Annotated in this window: 21 protein-coding genes; 10 read left to right on the top strand and 11 right to left on the bottom strand. The window is 69.1% G+C overall.

Going from position 1 to position 26,704, the window contains the following annotated elements; all coding sequences use genetic code 11:
• Positions 1 to 11: 11 nt before the first annotated feature.
• Positions 12 to 350 carry a nuclear transport factor 2 family protein gene (locus MJQ72_RS20760; RefSeq protein ID WP_072028190.1) on the bottom strand — a complete coding sequence of 113 codons (339 nt, stop codon included), beginning with the start codon at positions 348 to 350 and terminating at the stop codon, positions 12 to 14.
• A 77-nt stretch (positions 351 to 427) separates the two neighbouring features.
• On the opposite strand from MJQ72_RS20760, the gene MJQ72_RS20755 reads away from it, so the two are divergent.
• Entirely contained in the window at positions 428 to 1,417 is a 990-nt protein-coding gene (locus MJQ72_RS20755) for a YafY family protein (RefSeq protein ID WP_240601029.1), read from the top strand.
• Positions 1,418 to 1,447: 30 nt separating this feature from the next.
• Positions 1,448 to 3,799 (top strand): NB-ARC domain-containing protein, encoded by a 2,352-nt coding sequence (locus MJQ72_RS20750; RefSeq protein ID WP_240601028.1) that lies wholly within the window; start codon positions 1,448 to 1,450, stop codon positions 3,797 to 3,799.
• A gap of 475 nt (positions 3,800 to 4,274) precedes the next feature.
• On the opposite strand, the gene MJQ72_RS20745 is transcribed toward MJQ72_RS20750, so the two are convergent.
• The 4 genes from MJQ72_RS20745 to MJQ72_RS20730 form a co-directional block, all read right to left on the bottom strand.
• Positions 4,275 to 5,528: an HNH endonuclease signature motif containing protein gene (locus MJQ72_RS20745; protein ID WP_240601027.1), complete on the bottom strand. Its 1,254-nt coding sequence runs from the start codon at positions 5,526 to 5,528 to the stop codon at positions 4,275 to 4,277.
• A gap of 179 nt (positions 5,529 to 5,707) precedes the next feature.
• Positions 5,708 to 6,121 (bottom strand): Dabb family protein, encoded by a 414-nt coding sequence (locus tag MJQ72_RS20740; RefSeq protein WP_240601026.1) that lies wholly within the window; start codon positions 6,119 to 6,121, stop codon positions 5,708 to 5,710.
• Positions 6,118 to 6,969, bottom strand: coding sequence for an SDR family oxidoreductase (locus MJQ72_RS20735; RefSeq protein WP_240601025.1), 852 nt, complete (start codon positions 6,967 to 6,969; stop codon positions 6,118 to 6,120). Before MJQ72_RS20735 ends, MJQ72_RS20740 begins: the two co-directional genes overlap by 4 nt.
• 14 nt (positions 6,970 to 6,983) lie before the next feature.
• A complete protein-coding gene (locus tag MJQ72_RS20730; RefSeq protein ID WP_240601024.1) occupies positions 6,984 to 8,348 on the bottom strand; it encodes an MFS transporter in 1,365 nt (454 codons plus the stop codon).
• A gap of 76 nt (positions 8,349 to 8,424) precedes the next feature.
• Between MJQ72_RS20730 and MJQ72_RS20725 the strand changes: the two genes are divergently transcribed.
• Entirely contained in the window at positions 8,425 to 11,115 is a 2,691-nt protein-coding gene (locus MJQ72_RS20725; RefSeq protein WP_240601023.1) for an AAA family ATPase, read from the top strand.
• Between the two features lie 13 nt (positions 11,116 to 11,128).
• On the opposite strand, the gene MJQ72_RS20720 is transcribed toward MJQ72_RS20725, so the two are convergent.
• A complete protein-coding gene (locus tag MJQ72_RS20720) occupies positions 11,129 to 12,007 on the bottom strand; it encodes a VCBS repeat-containing protein (RefSeq protein ID WP_240601022.1) in 879 nt (292 codons plus the stop codon).
• On the opposite strand from MJQ72_RS20720, the gene MJQ72_RS45145 reads away from it, so the two are divergent.
• Both MJQ72_RS45145 and MJQ72_RS20710 read left to right on the top strand, forming a co-directional pair.
• Positions 11,994 to 12,788 carry a helix-turn-helix domain-containing protein gene (locus MJQ72_RS45145; RefSeq protein ID WP_396426972.1) on the top strand — a complete coding sequence of 265 codons (795 nt, stop codon included), beginning with the start codon at positions 11,994 to 11,996 and terminating at the stop codon, positions 12,786 to 12,788. The genes MJQ72_RS20720 and MJQ72_RS45145 overlap by 14 nt on opposite strands.
• 168 nt (positions 12,789 to 12,956) lie before the next feature.
• A complete protein-coding gene (locus MJQ72_RS20710; protein ID WP_240601020.1) occupies positions 12,957 to 17,174 on the top strand; it encodes an RHS repeat-associated core domain-containing protein in 4,218 nt (1,405 codons plus the stop codon).
• Between the two features lie 773 nt (positions 17,175 to 17,947).
• Here MJQ72_RS20710 and MJQ72_RS20705 read toward each other — a convergent pair.
• Positions 17,948 to 18,340 (bottom strand): hypothetical protein, encoded by a 393-nt coding sequence (locus tag MJQ72_RS20705; protein ID WP_240601019.1) that lies wholly within the window; start codon positions 18,338 to 18,340, stop codon positions 17,948 to 17,950.
• A 122-nt stretch (positions 18,341 to 18,462) separates the two neighbouring features.
• On the opposite strand from MJQ72_RS20705, the gene MJQ72_RS20700 reads away from it, so the two are divergent.
• Complete coding sequence (locus tag MJQ72_RS20700; RefSeq protein ID WP_240601018.1) at positions 18,463 to 18,831, top strand: VOC family protein; 369 nt, start codon at positions 18,463 to 18,465, stop codon at positions 18,829 to 18,831.
• A gap of 110 nt (positions 18,832 to 18,941) precedes the next feature.
• On the opposite strand, the gene MJQ72_RS20695 is transcribed toward MJQ72_RS20700, so the two are convergent.
• On the bottom strand, positions 18,942 to 19,739 hold the full coding sequence (locus tag MJQ72_RS20695) for an alpha/beta fold hydrolase (protein ID WP_240601017.1): 798 nt from the start codon (positions 19,737 to 19,739) through the stop codon (positions 18,942 to 18,944).
• 76 nt (positions 19,740 to 19,815) lie between these two features.
• On the opposite strand from MJQ72_RS20695, the gene MJQ72_RS20690 reads away from it, so the two are divergent.
• Positions 19,816 to 20,442 carry a helix-turn-helix domain-containing protein gene (locus MJQ72_RS20690; protein ID WP_240601016.1) on the top strand — a complete coding sequence of 209 codons (627 nt, stop codon included), beginning with the start codon at positions 19,816 to 19,818 and terminating at the stop codon, positions 20,440 to 20,442.
• Between the two features lie 18 nt (positions 20,443 to 20,460).
• Here MJQ72_RS20690 and MJQ72_RS20685 read toward each other — a convergent pair whose 3' ends face one another.
• Positions 20,461 to 20,694, bottom strand: coding sequence for a hypothetical protein (locus MJQ72_RS20685; RefSeq protein ID WP_240601015.1), 234 nt, complete (start codon positions 20,692 to 20,694; stop codon positions 20,461 to 20,463).
• Between the two features lie 12 nt (positions 20,695 to 20,706).
• Here MJQ72_RS20685 and MJQ72_RS20680 point away from each other — a divergent pair, with 12 nt between their 5' ends.
• Positions 20,707 to 20,946 (top strand): hypothetical protein, encoded by a 240-nt coding sequence (locus MJQ72_RS20680; protein WP_240601014.1) that lies wholly within the window; start codon positions 20,707 to 20,709, stop codon positions 20,944 to 20,946.
• Between the two features lie 113 nt (positions 20,947 to 21,059).
• Here the strand turns inward: MJQ72_RS20680 and MJQ72_RS20675 are convergent, their stop codons facing one another.
• On the bottom strand, positions 21,060 to 21,491 hold the full coding sequence (locus tag MJQ72_RS20675) for a hypothetical protein (RefSeq protein WP_240601013.1): 432 nt from the start codon (positions 21,489 to 21,491) through the stop codon (positions 21,060 to 21,062).
• A 310-nt stretch (positions 21,492 to 21,801) separates the two neighbouring features.
• Here MJQ72_RS20675 and MJQ72_RS20670 point away from each other — a divergent pair, with 310 nt between their 5' ends.
• Positions 21,802 to 24,921 carry a family 43 glycosylhydrolase gene (locus MJQ72_RS20670; RefSeq protein ID WP_240601012.1) on the top strand — a complete coding sequence of 1,040 codons (3,120 nt, stop codon included), beginning with the start codon at positions 21,802 to 21,804 and terminating at the stop codon, positions 24,919 to 24,921.
• Positions 24,922 to 25,931: 1,010 nt separating this feature from the next.
• On the top strand, positions 25,932 to 26,264 hold the full coding sequence (locus MJQ72_RS20665) for a hypothetical protein (protein WP_240601011.1): 333 nt from the start codon (positions 25,932 to 25,934) through the stop codon (positions 26,262 to 26,264).
• 70 nt (positions 26,265 to 26,334) lie between these two features.
• Here the strand turns inward: MJQ72_RS20665 and MJQ72_RS20660 are convergent, their stop codons facing one another.
• A complete protein-coding gene (locus MJQ72_RS20660; RefSeq protein ID WP_240601010.1) occupies positions 26,335 to 26,694 on the bottom strand; it encodes a hypothetical protein in 360 nt (119 codons plus the stop codon).
• Positions 26,695 to 26,704: the final 10 nt, after the last annotated feature.

Raw genomic sequence — 26,704 nt, 5'->3', positions numbered from 1 at the left:
GAGCCGTCCCGTCACGGCACGAACACCGGCTGGTCGAGCGCCCAGAGCCAGGATCCGTCCGGCTGACGGCGGGCGACCTCGACGGTCATCTCACCGGTGGTCAGCGTGGACGCCGTGAGCGCGAGGTCCCCGCTCACCAGCGCCGGATGCTGCCTGCCCGGCAGGAGTTCCGGCGCGGCCGCGACGAACTCCTCGTACACCTTGCGGATCTCCGCGTGCCCGGTCGCGACGTTGCCCGGCGGGAACGCCAGCACCGCGTCCGGTTCGTACAACGCCACCAGCCCGTCGACATCGCCCGCGTTGCCTCGTTCGATGAAGAACTTGCCCAGATCGTTCGGCTCAGTGGCCACAGTCCTGCTTGTCATGGGGATGAGCTTCGCAGCGAATACACGACATCCTGTGTCGTGTATTCCGCTAGAGTTTTCCCATGCGCGCCGACCGGCTGGTCTCACTGGTGTTGCTGTTGCGGCACCGGGGACGGCTGTCCGCGACCACGCTCGCCCGCGAGCTGGAGGTCTCCACCCGCACCGTGCTGCGCGACATCGAAGCGTTGTCCGCGGCGGGCGTCCCGGTGTACGCCGAACGCGGCAGGCACGGCGGTTTCGCGCTGCTGCCCGGTTTCCAGACTGAGCTCACCGGTCTGAACCACGACGAGGCGCTCGCGCTGTTGATCGCGGGATCGCGGCGTGGCGCGCAGGCGTTCGGCCTCGGTTCGGCGCTCGCCTCGGCCATGCTCAAGGTGATCGACGCGCTGCCGGAAGGGCAGCGGGACACCGCGGCGGGCGCGGCCCGGCGTCTGCTCATCGACCCGGAGACCGATCTCCTTTCGCGCCGCGTGGTCGCCGAGGAGGTGCCCGACGCCATCGTCGCCGAGGTCCGGCGGGCCGTGTTCTCCGGGCACAAGCTGCGCATCCATTACGCGGCCTCGGGCCAGGCGGCGCGGTGGCGCACGGTGGACCCGATCGGCCTGGTCACCGTCCGGGATCAGGGTTACCTGCTGGCCACGAGGTCCGGCGAAGACCGTACGTACCGGCTGTCCCGGCTGCGGGCCGCCGAGGAACTCCCCGAACAGGCGGAACGAGCGGAGCGCGCCGATCTGGACCGGATCTGGCAGGAACGCGGCACGCGGTTCCGGAGCGGCGGGGACCAGGTCGCGGTCGAGGTGCGGGTGGATCCCGCTCGGCGGGACGAGCTGGTGGGCACCGCGCTCGCCGTGCTCTCGGAGGAAACCGGCGAGGACGGCAGGCTGAGGCTGGAGGTGACCTTCCAGGACGCGCGGCACGCCGAATGGGCGTTGTGGCAGCTCGCCGCGGACGCGGAAGCCCTTGCCCCGCCTTGGTTACGCGCTTCCCTGCGGGACCGGGCGGCGGCGATCACCGATCGCTACCTCGCGCCGCTGAGACCAAAGTCAAGTTGAGCCCGCCGGCCGGGACGGGATAATCCGGTCATGACGAACGCCGCCCTGGAAAGGGCGAGTTTCAGAGTGCTGCTGAAGGGTTACCGCGTCCGCGCCGATCTCACGCAGGAGGAGCTCGCCGAGGGATCCGGGGTGAGTGTCCGGGCCATCAGCGACATGGAGCGAGGGATCGCCAAAAGCCCGCAACGCCGGACGATCGAAGCGCTCGCCGCGCCACTGTCGCTGACCGACGAAGAGCTGACCGGATTGCAGAAAGCCGCGAGGCAGGGCCGTGCCCCCTCGCCCGGGATCCATAAGACACATCTCATCGGTGTTCTCCCGGCGGACGTCGACGACCTCACCGGACGCGAGGGCGATCTCGACGCGTTGCGCGCCCTTTCCGCGGATCTGTGCGACGGCAGGCGCCGGTCAGGGCGGGTCGCGATCCTGAGCGGGCCGCCGGGGACCGGCAAGACCACCCTCGCGGTCCGCGCGGCGCATGACCTCGGCGGGGACTTCCCCGACGGGAGGCTTTTCCTGAAACTGCGCGGCATGTCCGCCGAGCCCGCGAACCCGGCAGACGTGCTGCACCTGATCCTGCGCGCGCTGGGCGTCGACGCCGTCCGCATCCCCGCCGATCCGGAGGACCGGGCGGGTCTGTGCCGGTCTCTGCTGCGGGATCGGGCCCTCCTGATCGTCTTGGACGACGCGGCCGACGAAGCCCAGGTCCGCCCGCTGCTGGTCGGCGGGCCGCGATGTCTCACCCTGGTCACCGGGCGTCAGATGCTGGTGGGGCTGGAATGCGCGAGCAGGCACCCCCTCGACGTGTTCGGCGAGCACGACGCGCTCGCCCTGTTGTCGGCCATCATCGGGGCGGGCCGGGTCGAGCGCGAACGGCGAGCGGCGCACGAACTGGTCGAACTGTGCGGCAGGCTGCCGCTGGCGCTGCGGATCGCGGGCAACCGGCTGGCGAGCCGTCCGGCATGGCCGCTGTCGCGTCTGGTGGACCAGCTCCGCGACCGCGGCCGGCGGCTGACCACGCTGACCGCGGGCGATCTCGACGTGCGCAGCGTTTTTGAACTGTCGTACCGCCAGCTCAGCCCGAACGCCGCCACGGTGTTCCGGCGCCTGTCGCTCGTCCCGGCGGCGGACTTCTCGGTGGGCGCCGCGATGACACTGGTCGAAGCCTCCGACGAGGACGACGCCGCCGTCTTCCTGGAGGAACTGGCCGACGCGAGCCTGCTGCAGACGTCTCAGGAGAACGGGCGATACCAGTTCCACGACCTCCTGCGGGTCTTCGCGACCGAACGGCTCGCCCTGGAGGAATCCCCCGAAGTGGTCGCCGCGGCGGAGAAACGGCTGACCGACTGGCTGGTGCGCACCGCCACCGCGGCGGGCCGCTACTTCCACCCGACCGACGGGGTCAGCCCGCTCCCGGTCGCCACGCCGTCGTTCGGAGACCACACCGGCGCGGGCAGATGGCTCGAAGTGGAACTGAAGAACTGGCTCGCCGCGGTCAAGAGCGCCGCCGCGCGCGGCGACCACCGGCCGGTCCTCGACCTCGCCGAGTCGATGCACTGGTATTCGGAGATCGGCGGGACCGCGAGCGTCTGGTACGACGTGTTCGAACTCGCCGTGAACTCGGCCATCGCGCTCGGCAGCAAACGGGACGAGGCGGTGCACCGGAACTATCTGTCCTGGGTGCAGGCTTCGCTGCGCGACCGGGCGGAAGAGGCGATCCGGATGGCCTGGCTGGCGTGGGACGCCGCGGTGGAGGCGGGTGACCCTCGCGAACAGGGCTGGGCACAGGTCTATCTGACGAGCGCCCATGCCCGCGACACGTCACCGAAGCTCTTCGACGAGGCCGCGCGCCTGTTCGAAGAGGCCGGCTACCCGCTCGGAGTCCATGTGGCACGGACGATGCGGGCTTCGTACTGGTACCGGACCGGCCGGTTCGCCGACGCGGCCGAGGAGTTCGACGTCTGTGTCCGGTACTTCGCGCAAGCGCACGGCGGCACGCGAACCCCGGTGGACGACACCAACTACGCGTTCGTGCTGCTGCGTTCGGCACAGAACCTGGCCGCGCTCGACGCGCCCGATCGGGCGCTCACCCACTGCGAAAAGGCGCTCGGCCTGTTCCGACGGCACGGATCGGCCATGGGCCAGGCCCGCGCGCTCCAGGAGACCGGGCGTTTCCTGCGCCGCCAGGGCGACCACGCGAACGCGCGCCGCCGCCTGTCCGAGGCCGAGGAACTCTACGAACGCATCGGGCTGACCCAAGCTCGGATCGACACGCTCGGCGAACGCGCGGCTCTGGCCGACGAGATGGGCGATCCGGCGTCGGCACGCGCGGACCGGAAACGCGCGCGGGGCCTCCGTGATCGGCTCGGCGGGCTCCCGTGAACGGTGTGGCTGGATGGGGATAAGGGCCGATCGGCCGTATCCCGTCGGCCTCGTCGTTCGTGACCGGTGGTTCCGGAGCCCGATGGCCGTGTCCGAGTGGCCATCGGGCTCCGGAGTCGCCGCTGGACGACTGGCACAAACCTAAGCCGGTGTGATGCGGGGGTCCAGGCAGGTTTTGTGGCAGAACGGGGCGGGGGGTTTCTGCCGGTTCCTTCGTCTTGTTGCCAGTTTCTCGAAGGTGCGGGGTGTTTGCTCCGGCGAGTTCGCTTCTCAAGGTGTTCGTCGCCGGCGGGTTCCTTGGGCGGTGGAGGATGTTGCGCCGGGATCTCCCCGGTAACCCATCGACGGCCATCCGTAGGCGGTGGTCGAAGGCGCCGAGCAGAGAGCAGGGTTCCAGAGCTTCTCAAGGTGCCCGACGCGACTGTGGGCATGCCGAGGAGCCCGTCGTCGGTGTGCCCGACGGGCTCCTCGGGGTTCAGACGTGATGCAGGGTGTTGCGCCGGGGTATTCGAAGCGGATCCCGGTATTGGGGTGGAATGAACTCCGGTAGCCCGTCGGCCGCCATGCGTACTTCCCAGTCGCCGTGGTGGATTAGCCGGTGGTGGAAGCCGCAGAGCAGCACCAGATTTCGGAGATCCGTGGGGCCTCCGTCTGCCCAGTGCTCAATGTGGTGGGCGTGACAGTTCTTGGGTTTCCGATGACAGCCCGGAAAGGCGCAGCCACCGTCACGGATGTTCAACGCGCGTCTCTGGCCGGGTGTGACGAATCTTCGGAGGCGTCCCATGTCGAGTGGTTCGCCTGAGGCGCTCATGACGACTGGGAGCATGAGGCAGTCGCAGGCGGCGAGTCTGGCTTCGCGGGCGGTCATCGTGCCGACGAAGTCGAGGCAGGCGGTGCCGAGGCCGGATTTGAGTTCTTCGAGTCCGATGGTGACGTGCACGAGGGTGCGGTAGCCGCTGGTGCCGGGTTGGTCGGGGCAGGCGATGGCCAGGTCGAGCAGGTCGGCCCAGGCGTCTCCCATGCGTTCGCATTTCATCCGCAGGTCGGCTTGGCCGAACTCGTCCACCGGCCGTGGCTGGGCATGCGCCTCCAACGCGGCGGCGGTCCGAGCCCCGGTCTCATCGTCCAGGAGGCCGGTCAGCTTCCAGAACCCGTCTTTCCGGCGTTCCAAGGTGATTTCCCGGCGCGGTTCTTTAGGCTCGGGATCTTTCGGCTCTTTGCCGTCGGGATCCAGCCAGCCCAGCAGGTTTGCTTCGGCCTTGGTGAGCTGTGCGGGTCCGGCGTTCGGAGCGAGGTCGGCGAGGATCTTCTCCGCCTTCGCCCGATCCTCCGCAGAGGTATCGGCCGGGAGTCGTTTCAAGATCTCCAGGATCTGGTCGATCCGTTCGTCCCCGATCAGTCCTTCGGCGGCGACCGCGGCAGTGGCGGGCGCAACGGCGGGGACTTCGGTGCCGTCCAGAGAGCGGGTGGGGTTCAGGGCGATGGCCCGCTTCACCACCGCCCCGGCTTCACCGCGCGACAATCCCGCCATCTCCGCGAGCCAGCTGGCCGTACTGCCATGGCCATACAAGTCCTTGACGCCCCGAGACTCGATCTCCGCCAAGAACTGCCCCAGCGCGGCAGTCGCCATCCGGATCACCTGCAAGGACTGTTGCACGCCATGAGCAAGCTCCAGCTTGCCAGCGCGCCACAACTCCTGCGGCAACTCGGGGAGGAAGGTCTCGGACACGCCTCCATAATACCGCATATTCATCGAACAGGTGTTCGTACTTTTAAGCAATCAGCGAAACGCGCTAACAACACTGAAGAGTGAATCGGCCTTGAAGGATATTCACCCTAGGCGAAGCCCCTGACAGGCCGAAAACAGAAACCGGACCCGGGCGGGCGAAACTCCGGCCGCGAACACCCTCACCGCATAGGGTCGGGCGCCGCACTCCCGGTGTATTCCCCAAGCCCCGCGACCAACTCGGCCACGTCCGGCACGTTCTCGAACCGTCGCCGGTGCACGTCGGCGATCTTCGCGCCGATCTCCGGATCCGGGTCGTCGGTGACGTCGCACGAGACGAATCTGTCGATGAGTGGCAATCCGGCCCGGTCCATCGCGAGATGCGCCGGATGATTCATGTACTGCTCGTATCCCTCGATGTCTTCGAGGACGGTGACGGCGCCGTAGTCGAATTCACCGCCGAAATCGGGGCCGACGACGCGTGCTTTGATCGCGGGAATCGCGTTGATGTGCTCACCCATCTGCGCCAGGCCCGCCGCTTTCTCCGTTTCGGAGACTCCGGGCTTGAGAGTGAACCGGATGCAGTGGTAGATCATCGGACGGCCTTGAAGGCGTCGGCGTGGTCGCGGGCGAAGTCGGTGACGTCACGCGCGGGTTTCCCGGTCAGCTCGGCGACGGACGGGTGCACTTCGGCGGCTTCGCCGCGGGCGTAGTGGGCGTAGTCCTCGATGAGACCGTCGAGCTGCCATGGCGGGAGCAAACCGCTCAGTGCGGCGGAAAACTGATCGGCGGACGTGTCGTGAAAGACGACGCTCCGTCCCGCAACGACGGAAAGTGCGTGGGCGATCTCGGTGTGGGTCACGGCGCGCGGGCCGGTCAAGGTGTAGGTCCGGCCAGTGTGTCCCGAATCGGTCAGCACGACCGCGGCGGCGTCCGCGATGTCCCTCGTGTCGATCGCGCTGACGGCGGCGTCGCCGATGGGCGCGGCGATGAAGCCCTGCGCGATGGTGCGGGAGAAGGCGAGCAGCGCCTGCAGGTACAGGTTGGGGCGCAGCACGGTGTGGTCGATCCCGAGTTTTCGGACGTATTCCTCGACTTCGGCGTGCCAGCGCAGGAATCGTACCGGCGAGTCGGCGTTCGCCGCGTACTGCGAGAGCAGCACGAGCCGGTTCACGCCGGCGTCCCGGGCCAGGTCGGCGAACCGGATCTGGTGCGCGGCGGCGTCGGCCGCGGACGGGCTGTTGAGGAAGGCCGCGTCGACGCCTTTCAGCGCCGTGGCGACGGATTCCGGATCACGCAGATCGGCGACGACGGTCTCGGCGCCGGGAACGGAGCGCCCGGGGTCCCGGGTCATGGCGCGGACGGCGACTCCGCGGGCTCGAAGGGCGGGGATCAACGCGGATCCGACGGTTCCGGTCGCGCCGGTCACCAATACTGTGTCCATTGTGGAGTGTCCTTTCAACGTTTGGCTGAGGTGAGCGACACCGCGAGGGCGATGACGACGAAGGCGGCTTCGCCGAGGAAAGCGGTCGTGAACGAGATGTCGCCGTGTGTTCCGGCGGCGCCGATGGCGATTCCGGCGAGCGCGGCGAGCCCGACCGCACCGCCCAGTTGCTGCGCGGCGTTGACCAGTCCGCTGAGCAGACCCGCCTCGCCGTCCGCGCTGTCGCGGACCGCCATCGCGGTGGCGTTGACGGCGCCCAGCCCGAGCCCGGTGCCGATCAGCAGGAACGCGCCCAGCAAACTCACCGAGAAGCCGCTGGTCGTCGGATCCCAAGCCAGCCAAAGGAAACCGGCGAGCAGAACGGTGAGGGCGGCCGGCAGCGCGCGGCCGGGCCCGACGCGTTTCGCCAGCATCGGTGCGAGGACACTGCCGACGATGATCATGACGGCGAGCGGGAGCTGGGTCATTCCGGTCGCCAGCGGGCTCATCCCGAGCACGTCCTGCTGGTACTGGGGCAGGAAGAAGAACAGGCTCGTCAGGGTGCCGCCGATCAGCACCATCACCAGGTTCGCGGTGACCACCGGTTTCCGGCGGAACACCCCCAGCGGGACCAGAGGCCGCGCGGAGCGGCGCTCGACGACCACGAACGCCGCCAGCGAAACGAGGCCCGCGGCGAGCCCGGCGACCGTGCCGGGCGCGGTCCAGCCGGCGTCCGAGGCGGAGACCATGCCCAGCGCGAGCCCGGAGATCCCGATGGTGATCGTGACGGCGCCCAGCGCGTCGAACCGGCCCGGCCTCCCGGGCACCGGCCGCACGGCGCGCCACACGACGAACGCGCCGACGGCGCCGAACGGCACCGGGGTCACGAACACCGCCTGCCAGCCGAGCAGTTCGGTCAGCGTGCCGCCGAGGAAGACGCCGGCGAGGCTGCCCGCCCCCGCGACCGCGCCCCAGATCCCCATCGCCCGGGTGCGTTCCGCGGGCGACGGGTAGAGGCCGAGCACGAGCGAGAGCGCGGCGGGCATCAGGACGGCGGCCCCGATCCCCTGCCCGATCCGCCCGGCGATCAGCATCCCGCCGCCGGTGGCCAGCGCGCAGAAGGCCGTGGCCGCGAGATAGCCCGCCATTCCGGCCAGGAACACCTTCCTGGCCCCGAGCACGTCGGCGAGACGGCCGCCGAGCAGCAGCAGACCGGCGAAGGTCACCAGATAGCTGTCCACGACCACCGTGAGCTCGGCGGCGGTGAGCCCCAGACCCTGCCGGATCGTGGATCCGGCGAGGTTGACCATCGCGGCGTCGAGGATGACCAGGAACATGGCACTCGCCAGGCCGGCCATCGCCACGCCGCGCGAGATCCGTTTCGTCTCTCGTACTGTCATGCCGCAACGATCGCGCGGGGCCTGCTCCGTTCGCGTCGGTGACAGTCGCCTAGTTCGCCTCGCTAGGGTTCAGACCATGCCCACGACGTCTTCCCGTCCGCTCGTCGGCAGGCGAGACGAGATCGATCGACTCCTCGCCCTGGTCCGCGCGGCCGGCCGGGGCGAGGGCGGGGTGCTCGTCCTCCGTGGTGAACCGGGGATCGGCAAGAGCGCGCTGCTGGACCACGTCGGACAGGCGAGCGCGGGGGAATTCCAGCTCATCCGCGCGTCCGGGTCGGAGTTCGAGGGCGAGCTGCCGTTCGCGGCGCTGCATCAGCTGTGCGTTCCGGCGTTGGCGCACCTCGACACGCTGTCGGCTCCGTACCGCGAGTCCCTCCTCGTCGCCTTCGGGCTGGCCGACGGCGCGCCGGACCCGTTCCGGGTCGGCCTCGCCGCGCTCGAACTGCTGGCGACCGCTGCCGGGACGCGTCCGATGCTGTGTCTGGTCGACGACGCGCATTGGCTGGACACCGCGTCGGCGAGGGCGTTGACGTTCCTGGCGAGGCGGATCGCGGCCGAGCCGATCGCGATGGTGTTCGCCGCCCGCGACCGCGATCCGGTACCCGGGCTGGACGAACTGCCCGGGCTGACGGTCGGCGGGCTGACCGACGCGCACGCGCGCGCCTTGCTGGCCGGGGAGAAGACCGTGACGCTGGACGAGCGGGTGCGTGACCGCCTGCTCGCCGAGGCCCGCGGCAACCCGCTCGCCCTGATCGAACTGCCGAAAGCGGGCGGCTTCGCGCTGCCGGAACCGTCGCCGGTCGCGAGCCGGATCGAGCGCAGTTTCCTGGCCAGGATGGCGGAACTGCCCGTGGACGCGCGGCGGCTGCTGATCCTCGCGAGCGCCGATCCCACCGGCGACCCCGGTCTGCTGTGGGCGGCCGCGCGGCTGCTGGACATCGAAGTGCCCGCCGCGAGCGCCGCCGCCGAGGCGTCCGGGCTGATCCGGTTCGACACACGGGCGCGCTTCTGCCATCCGCTGGCGCGGTCCGCCGCGTACCGCGCGGCCGAGGCGGAGCAGCGCCATGCCGCGCATCGGGCGCTGGCCGAGGTCACCGACCCGGAAACCGCCGGTGACCGGCGGGCCTGGCACCGTGCCCAGGCCACCACCGGACCGGACGAAGAGGTCGCGGCGGAGCTGGAGTTGTCGGCGTCGCGGGCGCAGGCGCGCGGTGGCGTGGCGGCCGCCGCCGCGTTCCTCGCGCGGGCTGCGGCGCTTTCGCTCGATCCCGCCAAGCAGACCGAGCGCACCCTCGCGGCCGCCCGGACGACACTCGAAGCGGGCGGGACGGACGCGGCGGCGGATCTGCTGGCCAGCGTCGGCACGGAGACACTGGACGTCCCTCAGCACGCTTCCGTCGAACTGCTGCGCGGCCGGATCGCCTTCGTCCAAGGCGCGGAGGGGGCCGTCCGGGGGCCGGAACTCATTCTGCGGGCGGCACAACGGCTCGCCGCCGTCGATCCGGAGCGCTCGCGCGAGTTCTTCGTCGCGGCACTGGAAATGGGGCTCGTCGTCGGCAGGGCCGCGGGAGTGCTGGACCGCGTCCTCGACGCGGCCCGCTCGGCGCCTCCGGGGCCGCCGGACCTCCTCGACGCGCTCGTGCGGTTGACCACCGAAGGACACCATGCCGGAGTGCCCGCGCTTCGCCGGGTTCTCACCGGCGACGACGCCGGCTGGACCAGGACGCCGGCCTTGGCCACCGTGCTCGCGGGCGAACTGTGGGACATCGACCTGCACGCGACGATCGTCGACTGGCTCGTGCGGACCGGGCGGGACACCGGATCGCCGATGACCATCCGGCTCGGCCTGTCCCAGGTGGCGCTGCACGCGGTGCTCACCGGGAACTTCGGCCGGGCGATGGCCGCGATCGCGGAAGAGGAGGCGATCGCCGACGCCGTCGGCGACGCGCCACAGCTCTACCCCCGAGTGCATCTGGCGGCCCTGCGCGGCCGCCGCGAGGAAGTGCTCGACCTGTTCGCCGAGGCGACGACGCGGGGCAACGGCCAGCTGACCGCGAACGCCCACTGGGCGACGGCCGTGCTGTACAACGGTCTCGCCGAGTACCCGGCCGCGCTCGACGCGGCCACCCGTGCCGTGGCGAGCGGTGATCTCTTCCTCACCGGCATCGCGCTGCCCGAGCTGGTGGAAGCCGCGGTCCGGTGCGGGGAGCACGCCGCCGCCCGGTCGGCGCTGGATTCCTTGACCGAACGCACGGAACCCGCCGGAACCGCATTCGCCCTCGGGATCGCGGCGGCCGCGCGGGCCCTGGTCACCGACGCGGAGGCCGACCACCTGGAAGCGCTCGGGCAGCTGGCGAACGGCCCGCTCGCGGTGCACCTCGCCCGGGCGCATCTGCGGTACGGCGAGTGGCTGCGCCGCGAGGGCCGCCGCCGTGAGGCACGCGAGCACCTGCGCACCGCGCACGAACGGCTGTCGGACATCGGGCTGGAGGCGTTCACCCGGCGGGCCGTCGGCGAGCTGCGGGCGACCGGGGAGGTCGCCCGCAGCCGCACCGGGCGTTCCTACGACCACCTGACCATGCAGGAGACGCATATCGCGCGCCAGGTCGCCGGGGGCGCGACGTCGAAGGAGGTGGCCACGCGCCTGTTCCTCAGTCCCCGCACGGTGGATGCCCACCTCCGCAACATCTTCCGCAAGCTCGGCATCACCTCGCGCAGGCAGCTGAGGGATATACCCGACCTCGTCGACGCGGGAGTCACTTCCTGACGTTCACACCCGCTCAGACCGGGATGTCGCCCGCTATCCCCCACTGGGTGGTGAACAGGTTCAGGCCGTACCAGGTCCCGTTCGACGGGCGCCACACCACGAAGTCGGCCCGCGGGTCGCCGCCGAAATCGCCCGCCATGGGCACGTCACCGGCCACACCCCATTGCTGGGTCGCGATACCCAGCACGTACCAGACGCCGTTACCCGGCCGCCAGACGGCGAAATCGGAGCGGCCGTCCGCGTTGAAATCGCCCGCCACCGGAATGTCGCCCGAGATACCCCATTGCTGGTTCGCGATTCCCCGCACGTACCAGACGCCGTCGCTCGGCCGCCAAACGGTGAAGTCGGCTCGCCCATCCGCGTTGAAATCGCCCGCGACCGGAACGTCACCGGCCACACCCCATTGCACGGTGGCGATACCCAGCACGTACCAGGTCCCATTACTCGGCCGCCAGACGACGAAATCGGAGCGGCCGTCACCATTGAAATCGCCGGTCAACGGAACGTCACCGGCCACGCCCCACTGCTGGGTCACCACCGCGCCGTTGCTGCTCTGGATGATGTACCAAATACCGTTGCTCGGCCGCCACACGGCGAAGTCGGCCCGATTGTCACCGTCGTAGTCGGCGGCGACCGGCACGTCGCCCGAGACACCCCACTGCTGGGTCACCACGCTGCCGTTGCCGCTGCGGATCACATACCAGACACCGTTGCCAGGGCGCCAAACCGCCTTGTCCGCGAACCCGTCGCCGTCGAAGTCCGCGGCGGTCTTCTGCGACGGGGGCGAGGCCGCGATACGGACGTCGCCCTCGTCCGCGGCCGCCGCGGGCGCCACGAGCAGACCGGCGAGCAGACCCGCCAGCGCCGTTCCCAGCCGAATGGATCTTCGCATTGTGCTCGAACCTCTTTCCGTTCGGTGGATGCACTCTTCCCAGTTCGCGCTTTTTGACCGAAGATACGCACCGGGACCGTTCCACCCTGACACCGACGGGCTGGCCTTGTCAGCAAGGATTCCGTCCAGTGGACCGCGCGAGGGGATTCCAATGGAGACCAAGAGAAGACCGAGAAGCGTCCTCGAAGGCGCTTTCACCCTATTGGATGCTTTGGTACGGCATCAAGGTGAAGCGGGATTGACCCAGCTGGCGAATTCGTGCTCGATACCGAAAGCGACGGCACATCGATTACTCGAGCAATTGACCGCACTGGAGGTTGTCCAGCGCAACGAAAACCGCTATCGCGTCGGCGCGCAGGCATTCCGGCTCGGCCAATCGTGGCAACCGTATCCGCGCCTGCTGGAGCTGGCCCGCGGCGAGCTCCGGCGCCTGACCGCGGCCACGCGGGCCAGTTCGGTGCTCGCAGTGCCCTGCGACGGGAACATCCTGATCGCCGCCGCCAGCCTCGCCCGGCCGGAAGACCACCTCCTTTTCCGCCCCGGATCGACCGTGCCGCAACGCATCGGCCGCTTCTGCCCGGTCTGGCAGGCGGAACACGAACTCGTCGCCGTCGAAGCGGCCATCCGGTTGCCGAACGGCCGGGCGGTCGGTTCGATCGCGGCCGTGCTCGCGCCGCCGCAACCACTCGCCGCCCTGTCCGACACCGTCGCCCGCACCGCGCGCACCCTCGGCGCGGCACTCGTGCGGAAGGCCGACCCCGTGTCGCCGATGTCCCTTTGAGCACACAACGCGGTTTTCGAACGTTCGAGACCCTTGCCCGTTCGGGCAGACTTGTCCCGCCTCACCGGTGATCCCGGCACAGGCCGACGGATCCCGCCGCGCCCGTGATGATTGAATGACAAGGTTGTCACCCCGGCGTCCTGATCACCTTGAAGCGAGGCAAGTCACGTGTCCAATCCGTTGATCGCGCCCACTCAGGATTCGACGAAGTGGTTCACCGGCGTCTCGTTGCTGGAGACCGCGGACGGGCTGAAGACGGCGATCGAGTCCGGGGACTGGGCGAGCGTCGCGATGGGCGCGGTCGGGACCGCGCTGGACGCGCTGTCGATGGCGCTGGACCCGTTCGGGGCGATCCTGGCGGCCGGGGTGTCGTGGCTGATGGAGCACGTCGGTCCGCTCAAGGACGCGCTGGACGCGTTGGCGGGCAACGCCGACGAGGTCCAGGCGCAGGCGCAGACATGGGCGAACGTGGCCAAGGAACTGGGCGAGGTCAGCGAGGAACTGACCGGCCTGGTCAAGAAGGACCTCGAGTCATGGAAGGGCGAGGCGGCGGACGCCTACCGCAAGCAGGCGGCCGACACGGCCACCGTGATCCAATCCGCGCAAAAGGGATCCGAAGGCGCGTCGTCCGGGGTGAAGACCGCGGGTGAGGTCGTCGCCGCGGTGCGGACCCTGGTGCGCGACATCATCGCCGAGCTGATCGGGCATCTGATCTCGTGGGCGCTGCAGGTGGTGTTCACCCTCGGCATCGGGCTGACCTGGGTGGTGCCGCAGGTGGTGGCGGCCGTGGCGAAGACGGCGGCGAAGATCACCGATCTGACGACCAAACTGGTGAAGGCGCTCAAGGCGCTGGTCCCGCTGTTGAAGAAGGCCGGGGATCTGTTCGACGACGCGGCGAAGGCGTTGAAGAACCTCAAGGGCGGCAAGGTCACTCCTTCGGGGAAGCCGAAGGATCTGGACACGACGCCCAAGGGACCGCCCAAGGACAAGGACAAGGGCGGCGACGAGTCCACCACGTCGTCGGGCGACCACTCGTCCCCGAAGAACGACCCGCCGAAGACCGACCCGCCGCCCAAGAACGATCCACCGAAGAACGACACCTCGGACAACTCGCGTGGTCTCGACGGTTCGCACGGAAACGGCTCGACCACCACCTCCGGCGCGAAAGGCGGTGACGGCAAACGGAATCCGTCCGAGACCAAGGAACCGGGCTGCAAGGAGGGCAGCGGCGACCCGATCGACGTCCAGAGCGGGGACGTGCTGGTCACCGAAAGCGACTTGGTCGTGCCGGGACCGCTCGGCCAGCTCGTGGTCCGCAACCACGTCTCGTCGTACCGGGGCGGCCGCTGGTTCGGCCCGTCGTGGGCGTCCCTGGTGGACGAGCGGCTGACCGTCGCGAACGGGACCGTCACCTACCACACCGCCGACGCGATGATCCTGCGATTCCCGGTGCCCGCGCCGGGAACGGAGGCCACCGCCCTGCACGGTCCGCCGCGACGGCTGCGTGGTGAGGGCGCCGAGTACTTCCTGACGGACCCGGGGCGCGGCACCGAACGCCGGTTCGCCCCGGCCGACGGCGACCCGGATCTGTTCCTGCTCAAGGAGATCCGCACCGAGGATCACGCTTACGTCGAGCTCGAACACGATGACCACGGCGCCCCCGCGACGCTCAGGCACTCAGGCGGCGCCTGGATCGCCTTCGACGTCTCAGACGGCCGGATCCGCGCGATCCGCGCGCTGGCCGAAGCGACCGAAGTCCCCGTCGCCCGCTACGACTACGACACGCGAGGACATCTCAGCGTCCGCGCGAATTCCTCGCCCCATCCGGCCCGCTACAGCCACGACGCCGAGGGCCGGATCACCGGCTGGACCGACCACAGCGGCGCCTGGTACCGCTACGTCTACGACGCGTACGGCCGCTGTGTCCGGGGCGTCGGAGACCAGGGCTACCTCGACACCTCGCTCGTCTTCGGCGAGCGGACCACCACGGTCACCGACTCCTTCGGCTTCCGCACGGTGTACGAGTTCGACGAGGACGGCAACACCGCGGGGGTGACCGACCGGCTCGGCGGCGTGACCCGGAGCGAGTACGGCCCGCGCGACGTGCTGCTCAACCGCACCGACCAGCTCGGCAGGCGGACGGAGTTCGAGCACGACGCGGCCGGGCGGCTCCGCTCGGTGGTCCGCGCCGACGGCTCCCGCGTGGTGCTCACGGAATGGACCACCACCGAGCTCGCGATCGAGGTGACCGACGGCGACCGGGTGTTCCGGCGGCGGTACACGGCCCCGAACGTGCCGGATCCGTACACGGACCCGCTCGGTGTCACCGAAGACCAGCACCTCGAAGACACCTACGGCGACGATCCCGGCCAGGGTGGCGTGGTGCCCCGGCTCGAGGTCGATCTGTTCGGGCGGCCACGCGCGGTCGAGGACGCCGGCGGCCGGACCGTGTACGCGTGGACGGTGGAAGGTTCCCTACGGGAGGTCGTCGCCGCGAACGGGACCCGCCGTCAGTGGGCCTTCGACGGCGAAAGCCGGGAAACGGCCCGCACCGACGAACTCGGCAGGACGTTCCGCACCGAGAACGGCCCGATGGACACGATCACCGCCACGATCGATCCCGCCGGCGCACGCACGACCTGGCGCTACGACACGGAATTGCGGCTCGTCGCGGTGACCAATCCCGCCGGGCAGACCTGGCAGTTCACCTACGACGCCGAAGGCCGGCTGCTCACCCAGCAGGATTTCGCGGGCCGGATCACCCGCTGCGATTACGACGCCGCGGGGCAGCGGGTGCGGCGCGTCAGTGCCGCCGGCGAGACCGTGGAGTGGCGTTACGACCTGCTCGGCAACCCGATCGAGCGGATCAGCCCGTCGGGCACCGAGACCTACCGTTACGACCCGGTGGGGCGCCTCGTGCGCGCCACCGGCCCGGACGGGGTCCTGGAGCTGGACCACGACGACGCGGGCCGGGTCGTCCGCCAGACGGGCCCGGCCGGGGACACCGCCGTCGGCTATTCCGGCGGTACCAAGACCATGCGCACTCCGTCCGGAGTGGACGTCCTTTGGGGACAGACCGGGGACGGGGCGGAGCTGCTGCGGATCGCGGGCACCGAACTGACCCTGCGCGAGGATTCCGCCGGGCGCACGGTCGCCCTGTCCGCCGGAGCGAATCCCTTGCTGCGGCAGGAATTCGACGCGGCAGGCAGGCTCGTCGCACAGCACACCCCGGCCGGCACCAAGCGCTACCACCGGCGGCCGGACGGCAGCGTCGCCGCGCGGGAGGACCCGGCGGGCGGTGTGCGCTACGAGTACGACCACGCGGGCCGGGTCACCGCGGCGCTCCATCACGGCGGGGCCGAGCGTTACGCCTACGACGTGCTCGGCAATCTGCTCACCTCCTCGCCGGGGCCGGGACCCGAGACCGGGCCACGCCAATACACCGAAGGTGGTGTGCTCGCGGCGGCGGGCGCGGCGCGCTACGTCCACGACGGGCAGGGCAGGCTGATCCGCCGGACCCTGCCCGCGCCGGACGGGACCGAGCTGACCTGGCTGTTCGGCTGGGACGCGCACGACCACCTGGTCACCGTGCGCACGCCGGACGGCACCCACTGGCGATACCGCTACGACGCGCTGGACCGGCGCGTGGCCAAGGAGCGGCTGGACGTCGCGGGCGCGGTCGCCGAACGGGTCGACTTCACCTGGGACGGCAACGATCTCGTCGAAGCCCGGCACACCTTCGGCGGTGTCCCGGTGGAGACCCTGACCTGGATCCGCCATCCCTACGGGGACCGGGTGCTGGCGCAGGCGCGCACCCTGCCCGACGGGCGGACCGAGGTCGCCGCGGTGATCACCGACGAGATCGGCACCCCGACGGAGCTGGTCGGCCCGGTGGACGGCCGGGTCAGCACGGTCCGGACGAGCGTCTGGGGTCTCGTCGTTCCCGGCACCCGCCCGGAAACGCCGCTCCGGTTCCCCGGCCAGTTCCACGACGCGGAAACCGGGCTGTACTTCAACCTCTTCCGCTACTACGACCCGGTCAACGCCCGCTACATCTCGCCGGACCCGCTCGGCCTGACCCCCGGGCCGAATCCGGAGACCTACGTCGACGACCCGTTCCTCGAAGCCGACCCGCTCGGTCTGACCAGGAACTCGGGCAAGCAGACCAACTACGCCGACGACCCGTACGCCTACCTCGACGACGACGACACCTTCAACGCCCCCGCCCCGTGCAAGAAGGCCAAGAGGCCCGCGGTGAACCAGAACCCGGGGCGGGCAACGCGGGCAACGGCGCCGGTTTCGCCAAGAAGGCCAAGACCGGCAGGCACGAACCCCCGATCACCGGCGACGCCAACAAGTCGCACGGTGATTCCGGCCGCACGGTGATGGAGGGCGGCGGCAAGGAGGGCAAGGGGACGCTCGACGGCTCCGGAAAGGGCCAGTACCCGGGCGGGACCGAGCCCGCGGGCAACCATCTCACCGACGTCGACGGGCTGAACGGCAAGGGCCACTCGAACTACGATCCGCGTCTGCGGGCCGAGCTCGACAAGCTGCGTTCGGCCGATCCCAACGACAAGATCGGGTACAAACCCGACCACCCCAACGGCTACTTCATCAAGGGGCACCTGCAGAACCAGGTGCTCGGCGGCTCCGGCACCGCGGACAACATGACCACCCTGTCCCGCAAGGCGAACGCCCAGATGTCGGGCAACTTCGAGGGGAAGCTCAAGGAGGCCGACATCAAGATCGGCCAGGTGAAGGAAGCCGTCGGCGGGATGAGCGACAACGAGCTGCGGCGAAAGCTGGGCGACCTCAAAATCAACAAGACGCCGGAGGAGTTCCGGCAGGAGGTCAAGGGACTGGAGGTGGACTACTCGGTCACCGCCAGCGACAAGGTCAAATGGAAGGACGCCGTCAACCCGGAAGAGCGCGGCATCCGGGACCACCTCGTCCTCAACGCCGAATACAAGAACCTGACGCCCGACGTGCAGTCTTTCCTCGATTTCCGGATGAAGCCCGGCTTCCTGACGCAGTTCCCGCCGGTGGGCACGAAGATGGACACGATCAGCGGCAAGTTCGACCCGCCGCTGTGAGGTGTCGCGGTGGCCCTCCGGCTTCGCCCGGGCGGCACGCGTCGACGAACACCACCGGGATCCTGTTCAAGGGCTGACCGCGGCGCGCACGAAGCCGGCGATGCGGGGCGTGACGACGGCGGTGCCGTCGTCGATCATGCCCCGCATTCCCGCCAGCACCCGCTCGTCCGGCGAGCCGTGCACCTGGAAGTCCACCACCGTGCAATGCGCCGACACGGCGTTGATCCGCTCCTCGGAAATCCGCCAGTGTTCGAGGACGGCGGCCGAGTCCGCGTACAGCTGATAGCTGTAGGCCAGCATGCGGTCGGCGTCCACGAAAGTCTGCACCATCACCTGCGGCGCGTTGCGCTCGACGAAGTCGATGGCTTCGCGGACCGCGGCGGTGAACTCCTCCAGGTGGCCGTCGGTGATCCGCATGGTGTTCCGGAACAGGAGCATTTCGTCCGCTTCGAGAGTCATGTCGCCATCCTTCGACCTCGACCAAGCTAGAGGTCAAGAGAGCGACCGCCTTGACTTGTGTCAGCATCCTGACATACCCTCGTCTATGTCAGGATGCTGACACGACGAAAAGGAGCACGAACTTGCCCGCCACCGGCCCGGACTTCCTCTCACTGCAAGCACGCGACCTCGCCGCTTCGCAGGCGTTCTACGAGCAGTACCTCGGTCTCGTCCGTTCACCGGCCGGACCTCCGCACGCCGTCGTCTTCGAGACGAAGCCGATCGCATTCGCGCTTCGCGAGGTCATCCCCGGCACCGACCTGGGATCCGTCGCGCAGCCCGGTATCGGCGCCGCGATCTGGCTCCACGCCACGGACGTCCAAGCCATTCACGACGCCCTCGTCGCCGACGGGCACACCATCGTCTCCGCGCCGATCGACGGCCCCTTCGGCCGGACGTTCACCTTCGCCGACCCCGACGGCTACCGGATCACCCTCCACGACCGCGGCTGAGGCGACCCACCCTGGATCCTTCTACCGGTCCGCCGCCACCCAGTCGCGGAACGCGGCGACGAACTCCTCGGGCGCGTCGGATTCCACGTAGGTTCCGGCGCCTTCGACGATCACGGTCGTGTGGTCGGTGAAGGTGGCTTCCAGGCGTTCGCGTTCCTGGGACGGAAAGCGATGTCCTTGTCGCCCCACACGATCAGCGTCGGGAAGTGGGCGATGCCCGGAAGCCCGCCCTCGATCTCGGCGAAGAAGGCGCGGCTGGCGAGGACCCGGCGAGGGAACTCGGCGGAGGCCCGGCGTCGCCCGGGGTCGTCCATGGGCCGCCGGTAATGGGCCATCTCCAGGGCGTCCGGCTTGCGGCGCCGGTGCCCCAAGGGGACGAACATGTTGACGACGAAGTTCAGCCGCCTGGCCAGGAACCGGCCAGGCGGGCCGCCGAAAATGCGCGAAAAGTACTCGAAGTGGAAGACGCCGTTGACCGGCCAGGCCCAGGTGTTGGCGAGCACCAGCCGGGTGAAGACGTCCGGCCGCCGCTGCACGACGGCCAGGCCGATCAGGCCGCCCCAGTCCTGCCCGACCAGAGTGACCTCGCCGAGGCCGAGCGCGTCGACGAAGGCGGTGACCACATCGGCGTGTTCCTCGGGCCAGTAGCGGTATCCGGGCTTCGGCGTCGACAGCCCGAAGCCCGGGTAGTCGAGGGCGACGCACCGGAAGTCTTCGCGCAGCGCGCGGATCACGTCGCGCCAGAGGAACGACCAGGTCGGATTGCCGTGGAGGAACAGGAGTGTCGGGCCGGACCCCTCGTCGACGTAGTGGACGGTGTGCCCGTCGATGTCGGCGAACCGGCTCTCGAACGGGAACAGGCCGTCGTCGACCCAGGAGGGCCTCACGTTCGCGGCGACGCCCGACATGGCGACCCCTCTCCACTGGGTTCCGGTAGACTTGAGCTTGTCACGCACACTTGAGAAAAACAAGCTGAGGGACACGATGCGGAGCTATGGCCAGTACTGCGGGCTCGCCCGGTCCCTCGAGGTCGTGGGCGATCGATGGAATCTGCTCATCGTCCGCCAGCTCCTCATCGGCCCGGCCCGCTACCGGGAGCTGATCGACGGCCTGCCCGGCATCGCGACCAACCTGCTCGCCGACCGGCTCCGCGACCTGGAGGCGTCGGGGGTGGTCGAGCGGCGGCTGGCCGGCTCGGGCAGCGTCGTCGAGTACGCCCTCACGCCGTGGGGCGCCGAGCTCCGTGAGCCGATCGAAAGCCTGATCCGCTGGTCCACGCCGTTGATGACCCGCGGGCCCGGCGACGACTCGTTCCGGCCAGAGTGGCTCGCCCTCGCCGTCCCCGCCTTGCTCGGCGCCCGGGTGAAGGTCCGCTCCGCGATGACGATCGGCCTCGAGATCGGCGGCCCGCCCTACCAGCTCCGCGCGACGCGCTCCGGCTTCGAGGTCGACCAGCACGACGGCCGCGAACTCGACGCCACCGTTCGCGCCGTCCCCGCCTGCGTCCTCGGCCTCGCCGCCGGCGCACTCACCCTCGAAGACGCCCGCGCCCTCGGCCTGGCCGAGATCGACGGGGACGAATCCGCCGTCCGCACCGTCTTCGCCGCCTGAGCGGAATCGCGGCCGGCCCTACTTCGCGATCCTTGGCGCCACGAGGGATTCGTAGACCACCTTGACCGAATCCGGCCAGCCAGGGGTCGGCGCGTCGGCCTCACCCGCTTGCCTCACCGCCGCACGGGCAATCCCGCTGATCAGCTCGTGCTCCCAGAGCAGTTCGGTGCCAAGACCGTTTCGCAGAGTCCTCAAGTCCACTCGCCGACGGCTGACCGAATCGGCGAGGCGCACGATATATCCGATGTACACGGTCAGATGTTGATGTTCCGTCAGAGCGGCGTACGTTTCGCCGATGTAGCAGAGGCCTCCGGGAAACCAGAAGCCGAGAGCGATTTCGTCGATATCGACGTCACCGACGGAAACCCGACGCCCGGTCTGGTCGTGGTCTTGTATCGCTCGCCCCTTCTCGCCATCGCCAACGCGGAGAGAAAACCGCCGACAGAACCGAAGAAGGACCCGACTGCGGCCGTGACGAACGGGATCCACATCGGTTCAGGATAACGTGATCGGCCACCCACGCGGCGCGACGATGCGCACCGCCGGGCCGGTCGCCGGTTCGAACACGCGGCGGAGCCCGACTCCGGTGGCTCCGGCCCGTACCGGCGACCTGGAGATCACCTCAGCGAGCAGCTGGCGAGGTCACCGAGACCGGCGGGCTTCTCCGCGGCGCGGCCTATGGCGATCGCGATCCGATCGATCGCCGCCCTCCGTTTGTCGGACAACGGCCCGAGAATCGCGTTCTGCACGAAGTTCGGCCCACCCTGCCCCTGCGAAGCAACCAGCCGGCGCTCCGCCTCGGCGATCTGCGTGTCCAGCTGCGCGAGATTCCGATCGACTTCGGCCTCCGCCCGGGCAGGAATCTCGGGCAGCCTGCTCGCGACATCCGGGCAGACGATCCGCGACGCTCCCGGCGCCGCGTCCGCGCTGCCGGAATTACCGGTGACGGTCGAAACGACCGACACTCCCGCGGCGGCCACCAAACCCAAGGCCACGGTCGCGACTTTCGTCCGCCGGGAAAGCCGATGAGCACCTGTTCTTCGAGACATGACGGCTCCATTTTTGAAAGAAACAAGAAAGGGGAACAAGACGAAGAATTGCGTTCTTCGGTCACGGCGCGGCATCCTGTGCCGCCGACTCATCGTGACCTTCCCCGCGCCGCTTTGTCCAGTGCCGGAGCCCCGAAAAAGAAAAGTCGGGAATCAGTGAACCGAACCGCCGTCCGCCACGTATTCCCCAGGAAGCGGCGGCGAGAGAAACCGCCGCGGCCCTTGACCTCGAGGAGGTGCCGGCTCTAACGTCTGGATACACCAGCGGGTGTTAACGTTAACACTACTCCGGTCAAGGGAGCACTCGACGATGATCCCCTTGCGTCCACGCCGTCTCGGCGTCCTGTTCGTCTCCATGGCGGTGCTGGCCACGGCGGCGATCCCCGTTCCGGCAACGGCGTCCACGCCGGGGCGGAACTGGGCTCGGACCACCGCCGACGCGCTCACCATCCCCGGCATCGACGACGTCCGAGGCAACTTGGTGCTGCCCGCCGCCGGGCCGAATGGCACCGAGATCCGTTGGCAGTCCTCGGATCCCGGTGTCATCACGCCGACCGGCGAGGTCAACAGGCCCGCCGCCGGCGGGCCGGCGACCCGGGTGACCCTGACCGCGAACATCGCCGGCGGCCGCGACCGGGCGACCCGCCGCTTCACCGCGACGGTGCCGCCGAAACCGGTCCAGCAGCCGCTGGCGGGCTACAGCTTCTTCTACTTCACCGGCGAGGGAACGCCGGACGGCGAGCAGATCCACACCGCCGCGAGCAAGGGCAACGACCCGCTGAACTGGACCGAACTCAACAACGGCAGGCCGGTGCTGAGGTCGAGCCTCGGCGAGCTCGGCGTCCGCGACCCGTTCATCCTCCGCTCCCCCGACGGCGACAAGTTCTACCTGCTCGCCACCGATCTCAAGATCCACAACGGCCGAGGCTGGGACGCCGCGCAGCGCACCGGCAGCCGGTCGATCATGGTGTGGGAATCCACCGACCTGGTCACCTGGTCACGCCAGCGCAGCGTGCAGGTCTCGCCGCCGACAGCGGGGAACACCTGGGCGCCGGAGGCGTTCTGGGACGCCAAGCGCGGGACCTACGTCGTGTACTGGGCATCGAAGCTCTACGCCGAAAACGATCCCGCGCACACCGGCGACAGCTACAACCGGATGCTCTACGCCACCACTCGCGACTTCCACACCTTCAGCGCGCCGCGGGTGTGGATCGACCCGGGTTACTCGGTGATCGACTCGACGATCATCCAGGACAAGGGGACCTACTACCGCTTCACCAAGGACGAGCGGAATCCCACCTCGTCCTCGCCGTGCAGCAAGTACATCACCGAGGAGAAGTCCACCGATCTCCTCGACCTGTCCTACGGCTTCGTCGCCGACTGCATCGGCAAAGGGAATCCCGGGCTCGACCGCGGCGAGGGCCCGACCGGCTTCAAATCCAACACCGAGAACAAGTGGTACCTGTTCATCGACGAATACGGCGGGCGCGGCTACGTCCCGTTCGAGACCACCGATCTCGCGTCCGGCAAGTGGACCATGTCCGCGGGGGCGAAGCTGCCCGCGTCACCGCGGCACGGCACGGTCCTGCCGGTGACCCAGGCCGAACTCGACCGGCTGACCACGCCGCCGGCCCCGGCCAAAGCGGACGCGAACGGCCTCGTCGCGCACTGGCCGCTCAAGGAGGACACGAAAGACGCCACCGGTCACGGTTACGACGGTGCTCCCGCGGGTGACGTCAGGTGGTCCGGGGGCTCGCTGGACTTCGGCGGCGTCAACGGGCACGTGCAACTGCCGAACAATCTCCTGACCGGCGCGGCCGCCGCCACGGTGTCCGCCGACGTGTTCGTCGACCCCGGCCAGCAGACCCCGTACTTCCTCTACGGCTTCGGCAACACCGGCCCGTCCGGCGCCGGCGACGGCTATCTGTTCAGCACCGGCGGGACGGACGGCGACGGCTTCCGGGGTGCGATCGCGTCCGGGAACTGGACCACCGAACAAGGCGCGGCGTCGAAAGGCGGGCTGCCGCGGGGAGTCTGGAAGAACGTCACGCTCACCGTGGGCGGCGGCAGCGCGGTGCTGTACCTGGACGGCGTCGAAGCCGGACGCAACGACAAGGTCACCATCAGACCGGCGGATCTCGGCGGTGGCGTCACGGCGGCAAACTACCTCGGCCGCTCGGTCTACTCGGCCGACAAGACCTTCAAGGGCAGGATGAAGGACGTCCGGCTCTACAACCGGGCGTTGTCCGGCACGGAGGTCGCCGGCCTGCCGTCGAACAGCACGGTGATCCGCTCGGTCGCCCTCGACTCCCTCGAAGCACCGGCGATCATCGACACGAACGGGGGCACCGTCGTGCTCCCCGTCCGGCCGGGCACCGACCTGAGGCGCCTGAGCCCGAAGTTCACCCTGGCCCCAGGCGCGCGGATCGCTCCCGGCGACGACCGCCCGGCCGATCTGCGACGGCCCAAGAAGTACACCGTCGTCGCGCCGGACGGCCACACCCGCGTCTGGACCGTCGAAGCCCGCGAATTCCGCGGTCCGGCCCTGCCGGGATTGAACGCCGACCCGAACATCGTCGCGTTCGGCGACACCTACTACCTCTACCCCACCACCGACGGCTTCGACGGCTGGGGCAGCACCACCTTCTCGGCATGGTCGTCCAAGAATCTCGTCGACTGGACGAACCACGGCGTCGCGCTCGATCTCGGCCCCGGCGTCGACTGGGCCGACAAGAACGCCTGGGCACCGACGATCGCCGAGCGGAACGGCAAGTACTACTTCTATTTCTGCGCGGAGGCCAGGATCGGGGTCGCGGTCGGCGACTCACCGACCGGCCCCTTCACCGACACCGGCAAGCCATTGATCGCGAAGAACCCCGGTGGCGGCCAGGCGATCGATCCGGCGGTGTTCATCGACCGTTCCGGCAAGCCGTATCTGTACTGGGGAAACGGCGAGGCGTACGTCGTGCCGCTGAACGACGACATGATCTCCTTCGACCCCGCCGCCATCCAGCGGATCACCGGGCTCGACGACTTCCGCGAGGGCCTGTTCATGGTCGAGCGGAACGGCACCTACTACCTGAGCTGGTCGATCGACGACACCCGCAGCGAGAACTACCGGGTCGCCTACGCCACCGCGAGCGGCCCGACCGGCCCGTTCACGAATCGCGGGCTGATCTTGAGCAAGGACGCCGCGCGCGGGATCAAGGGCACCGGGCACAGCTCGATGCTGCGGGTGCCCGGAACCGACGAGTGGTACCTCGCCTACCACCGCTTCGCCATCCCCGGCGGCGACGGCATGCACCGCGAGACGGCCATCGACAAGCTGACCTTCACCCGCGACGGCCGGATCGCTCCGGTCGTCCCGACCCTCGAAGGTGTCGCACCACGGCCGATCCGGCAGGCCTGCGGGACGGCGCGCGCCGTGTGAGCTCCCCCGGTCCGGCACGAGCCCGGAAAACGAAGAAGCCCAGGCCACCAGGCCTGGGCTTAAGCTCCCCCGCTTGGACTCGAACCAAGAACCCTCCGGTTAACAGGTTCGAGCGCCTTCGAGTCGTTCTCAGTCGATCTAGCTGCGACATTTGCGTTCGCTCATGCTGCCAGTCGATGTCAGTCGATCTCGTTCGACCTGCAATTTCATCCTTAAATCACCCCCTAGTTCCTGTCGAAGCAGGCAACCCAGACAACTCGGTCTTGATCAAGGATTGCGATCAGGCGCGACGACAACCAGACTGAATGAAATTCGCCAGCATGATCTTCAAACACCCAGGCCAAGTAGTGTCATCCCCGCGCAGGCGGGGCTGGTCCCGGCCTACGATTCGATAACGACCGCGTTGCAGAGTCACCCCGTGCAGGGGGCTGGTTCTTCGTGCTGTTCAACGCGCGCATTTTCAGCGCGGCCATCCCCGCATAGGCGGGGGGATGGCCCCGGCACGCGGGTGCCCGACGTCGAGGCCATGCTGTCGTCCCCGCGCAGGCGGGGCTGGTCGCAGCGGAGTCGATCTGCCCGGCGTTCTCAGCCCGTTCTCCCCGCGCGAGCGGGGCTGGCCCATCCTCCCAAGTGCGACCGTCCTGCTCGTGCCGGTTCTCCCTGCGTGAGCGGGCTGGTCCGGTGATCACCGCCCATACGAACTTCCTGGCAAAGTTCTCGCCGCGCAAGCGGGGCTGGTCCTGAGGACGGCGCGGACACGCCGATCGTGTGCGCGTGCTCCCCGCGCGAGCGGGGCCGGTCCAACGAACGACCGGGGCATTATGGCGGTCCAGAGCGTCGTCCCTGCACCACCGGACCTGGTCCGTCCGATCTCCGAATTCGTCATAGCTGCCCGATTGCCGTCCCCCGCACAGGCGGGGTAGTCCCGGATCCGTCACAGTGCTGTGCATGTCCAGCAGTCGTATCCGTGCAGGCCGCTGGCACCCATTGGGGCCTTCGAAGGTACTCGCATGGACAATCGGCAAGCAGTAGCCGAGTACGAGGGCTGGAAGTCACGAACCGTCCACTTCGCGAACCGCGTACGTGAACGCCGGGCCGACCTCGAGCACCGAGTGCGCCTTCTCAAGCAGAACCACGCATTCAACGAGATCCAGACCATGTTGCGGACGCTCGCGCGGGCCGTGGCCGACCACCGTCACGCCATTCGTAATGGCGACCGCGAGGAGACGATCGCGGACAGAATGCTGTGGGTCCGGCTCGATCTCTTGCCACACGGCACCGTGGCAGAGAACGGGTTAGTGGTGGACCAGGAGCCAACGGCCCGCTCAGACGAGAACGCCTAGCGCCGCGACGCGATAGCCGGGCAACAGCGAGGAACCGCGGCCTGTGGTCGCCCCCTCGGGGGACCGGGATCTAGGCGTCTTGTTCGATGCGTTCGAAGATGTCGATGTCGGTGGCTTTCTGCCAGTCGGGCAGGTCGTCCCAGTCTGCGACGTAGGACGGTTTCGGGTCGGGGAAGTGTTTGAAGATCTGCCCGATCCAGCAGAGGGCGACGAAGCGGCCCTTCTGCTCTGCGGTGAGCTTCGCCGTGGCGCCGTTGGTGGCGGTGATGAAGGCGAAGACCTGGTCGTAGACGGCTGTGGCGGCGTCGCGTTCCCAGTCAGGCGTCTCATCCCAAGGGGTGATGTAGCCGGGTTTCGGTTCGCCGGGGTAATGCTTGGTGACTCCGGCGATCCAGGCTTCGCGGAAATCGCGGCCACGGTCGTTGGGCATTCGGTCTCCT

This window comes from Amycolatopsis sp. EV170708-02-1 (assembly GCF_022479115.1).
GTDB lineage: Bacteria > Actinomycetota > Actinomycetes > Mycobacteriales > Pseudonocardiaceae > Amycolatopsis.
Note: the sequence above shows the minus strand (reverse complement) of the source record. Positions and strands in the feature narration are given on the sequence as shown.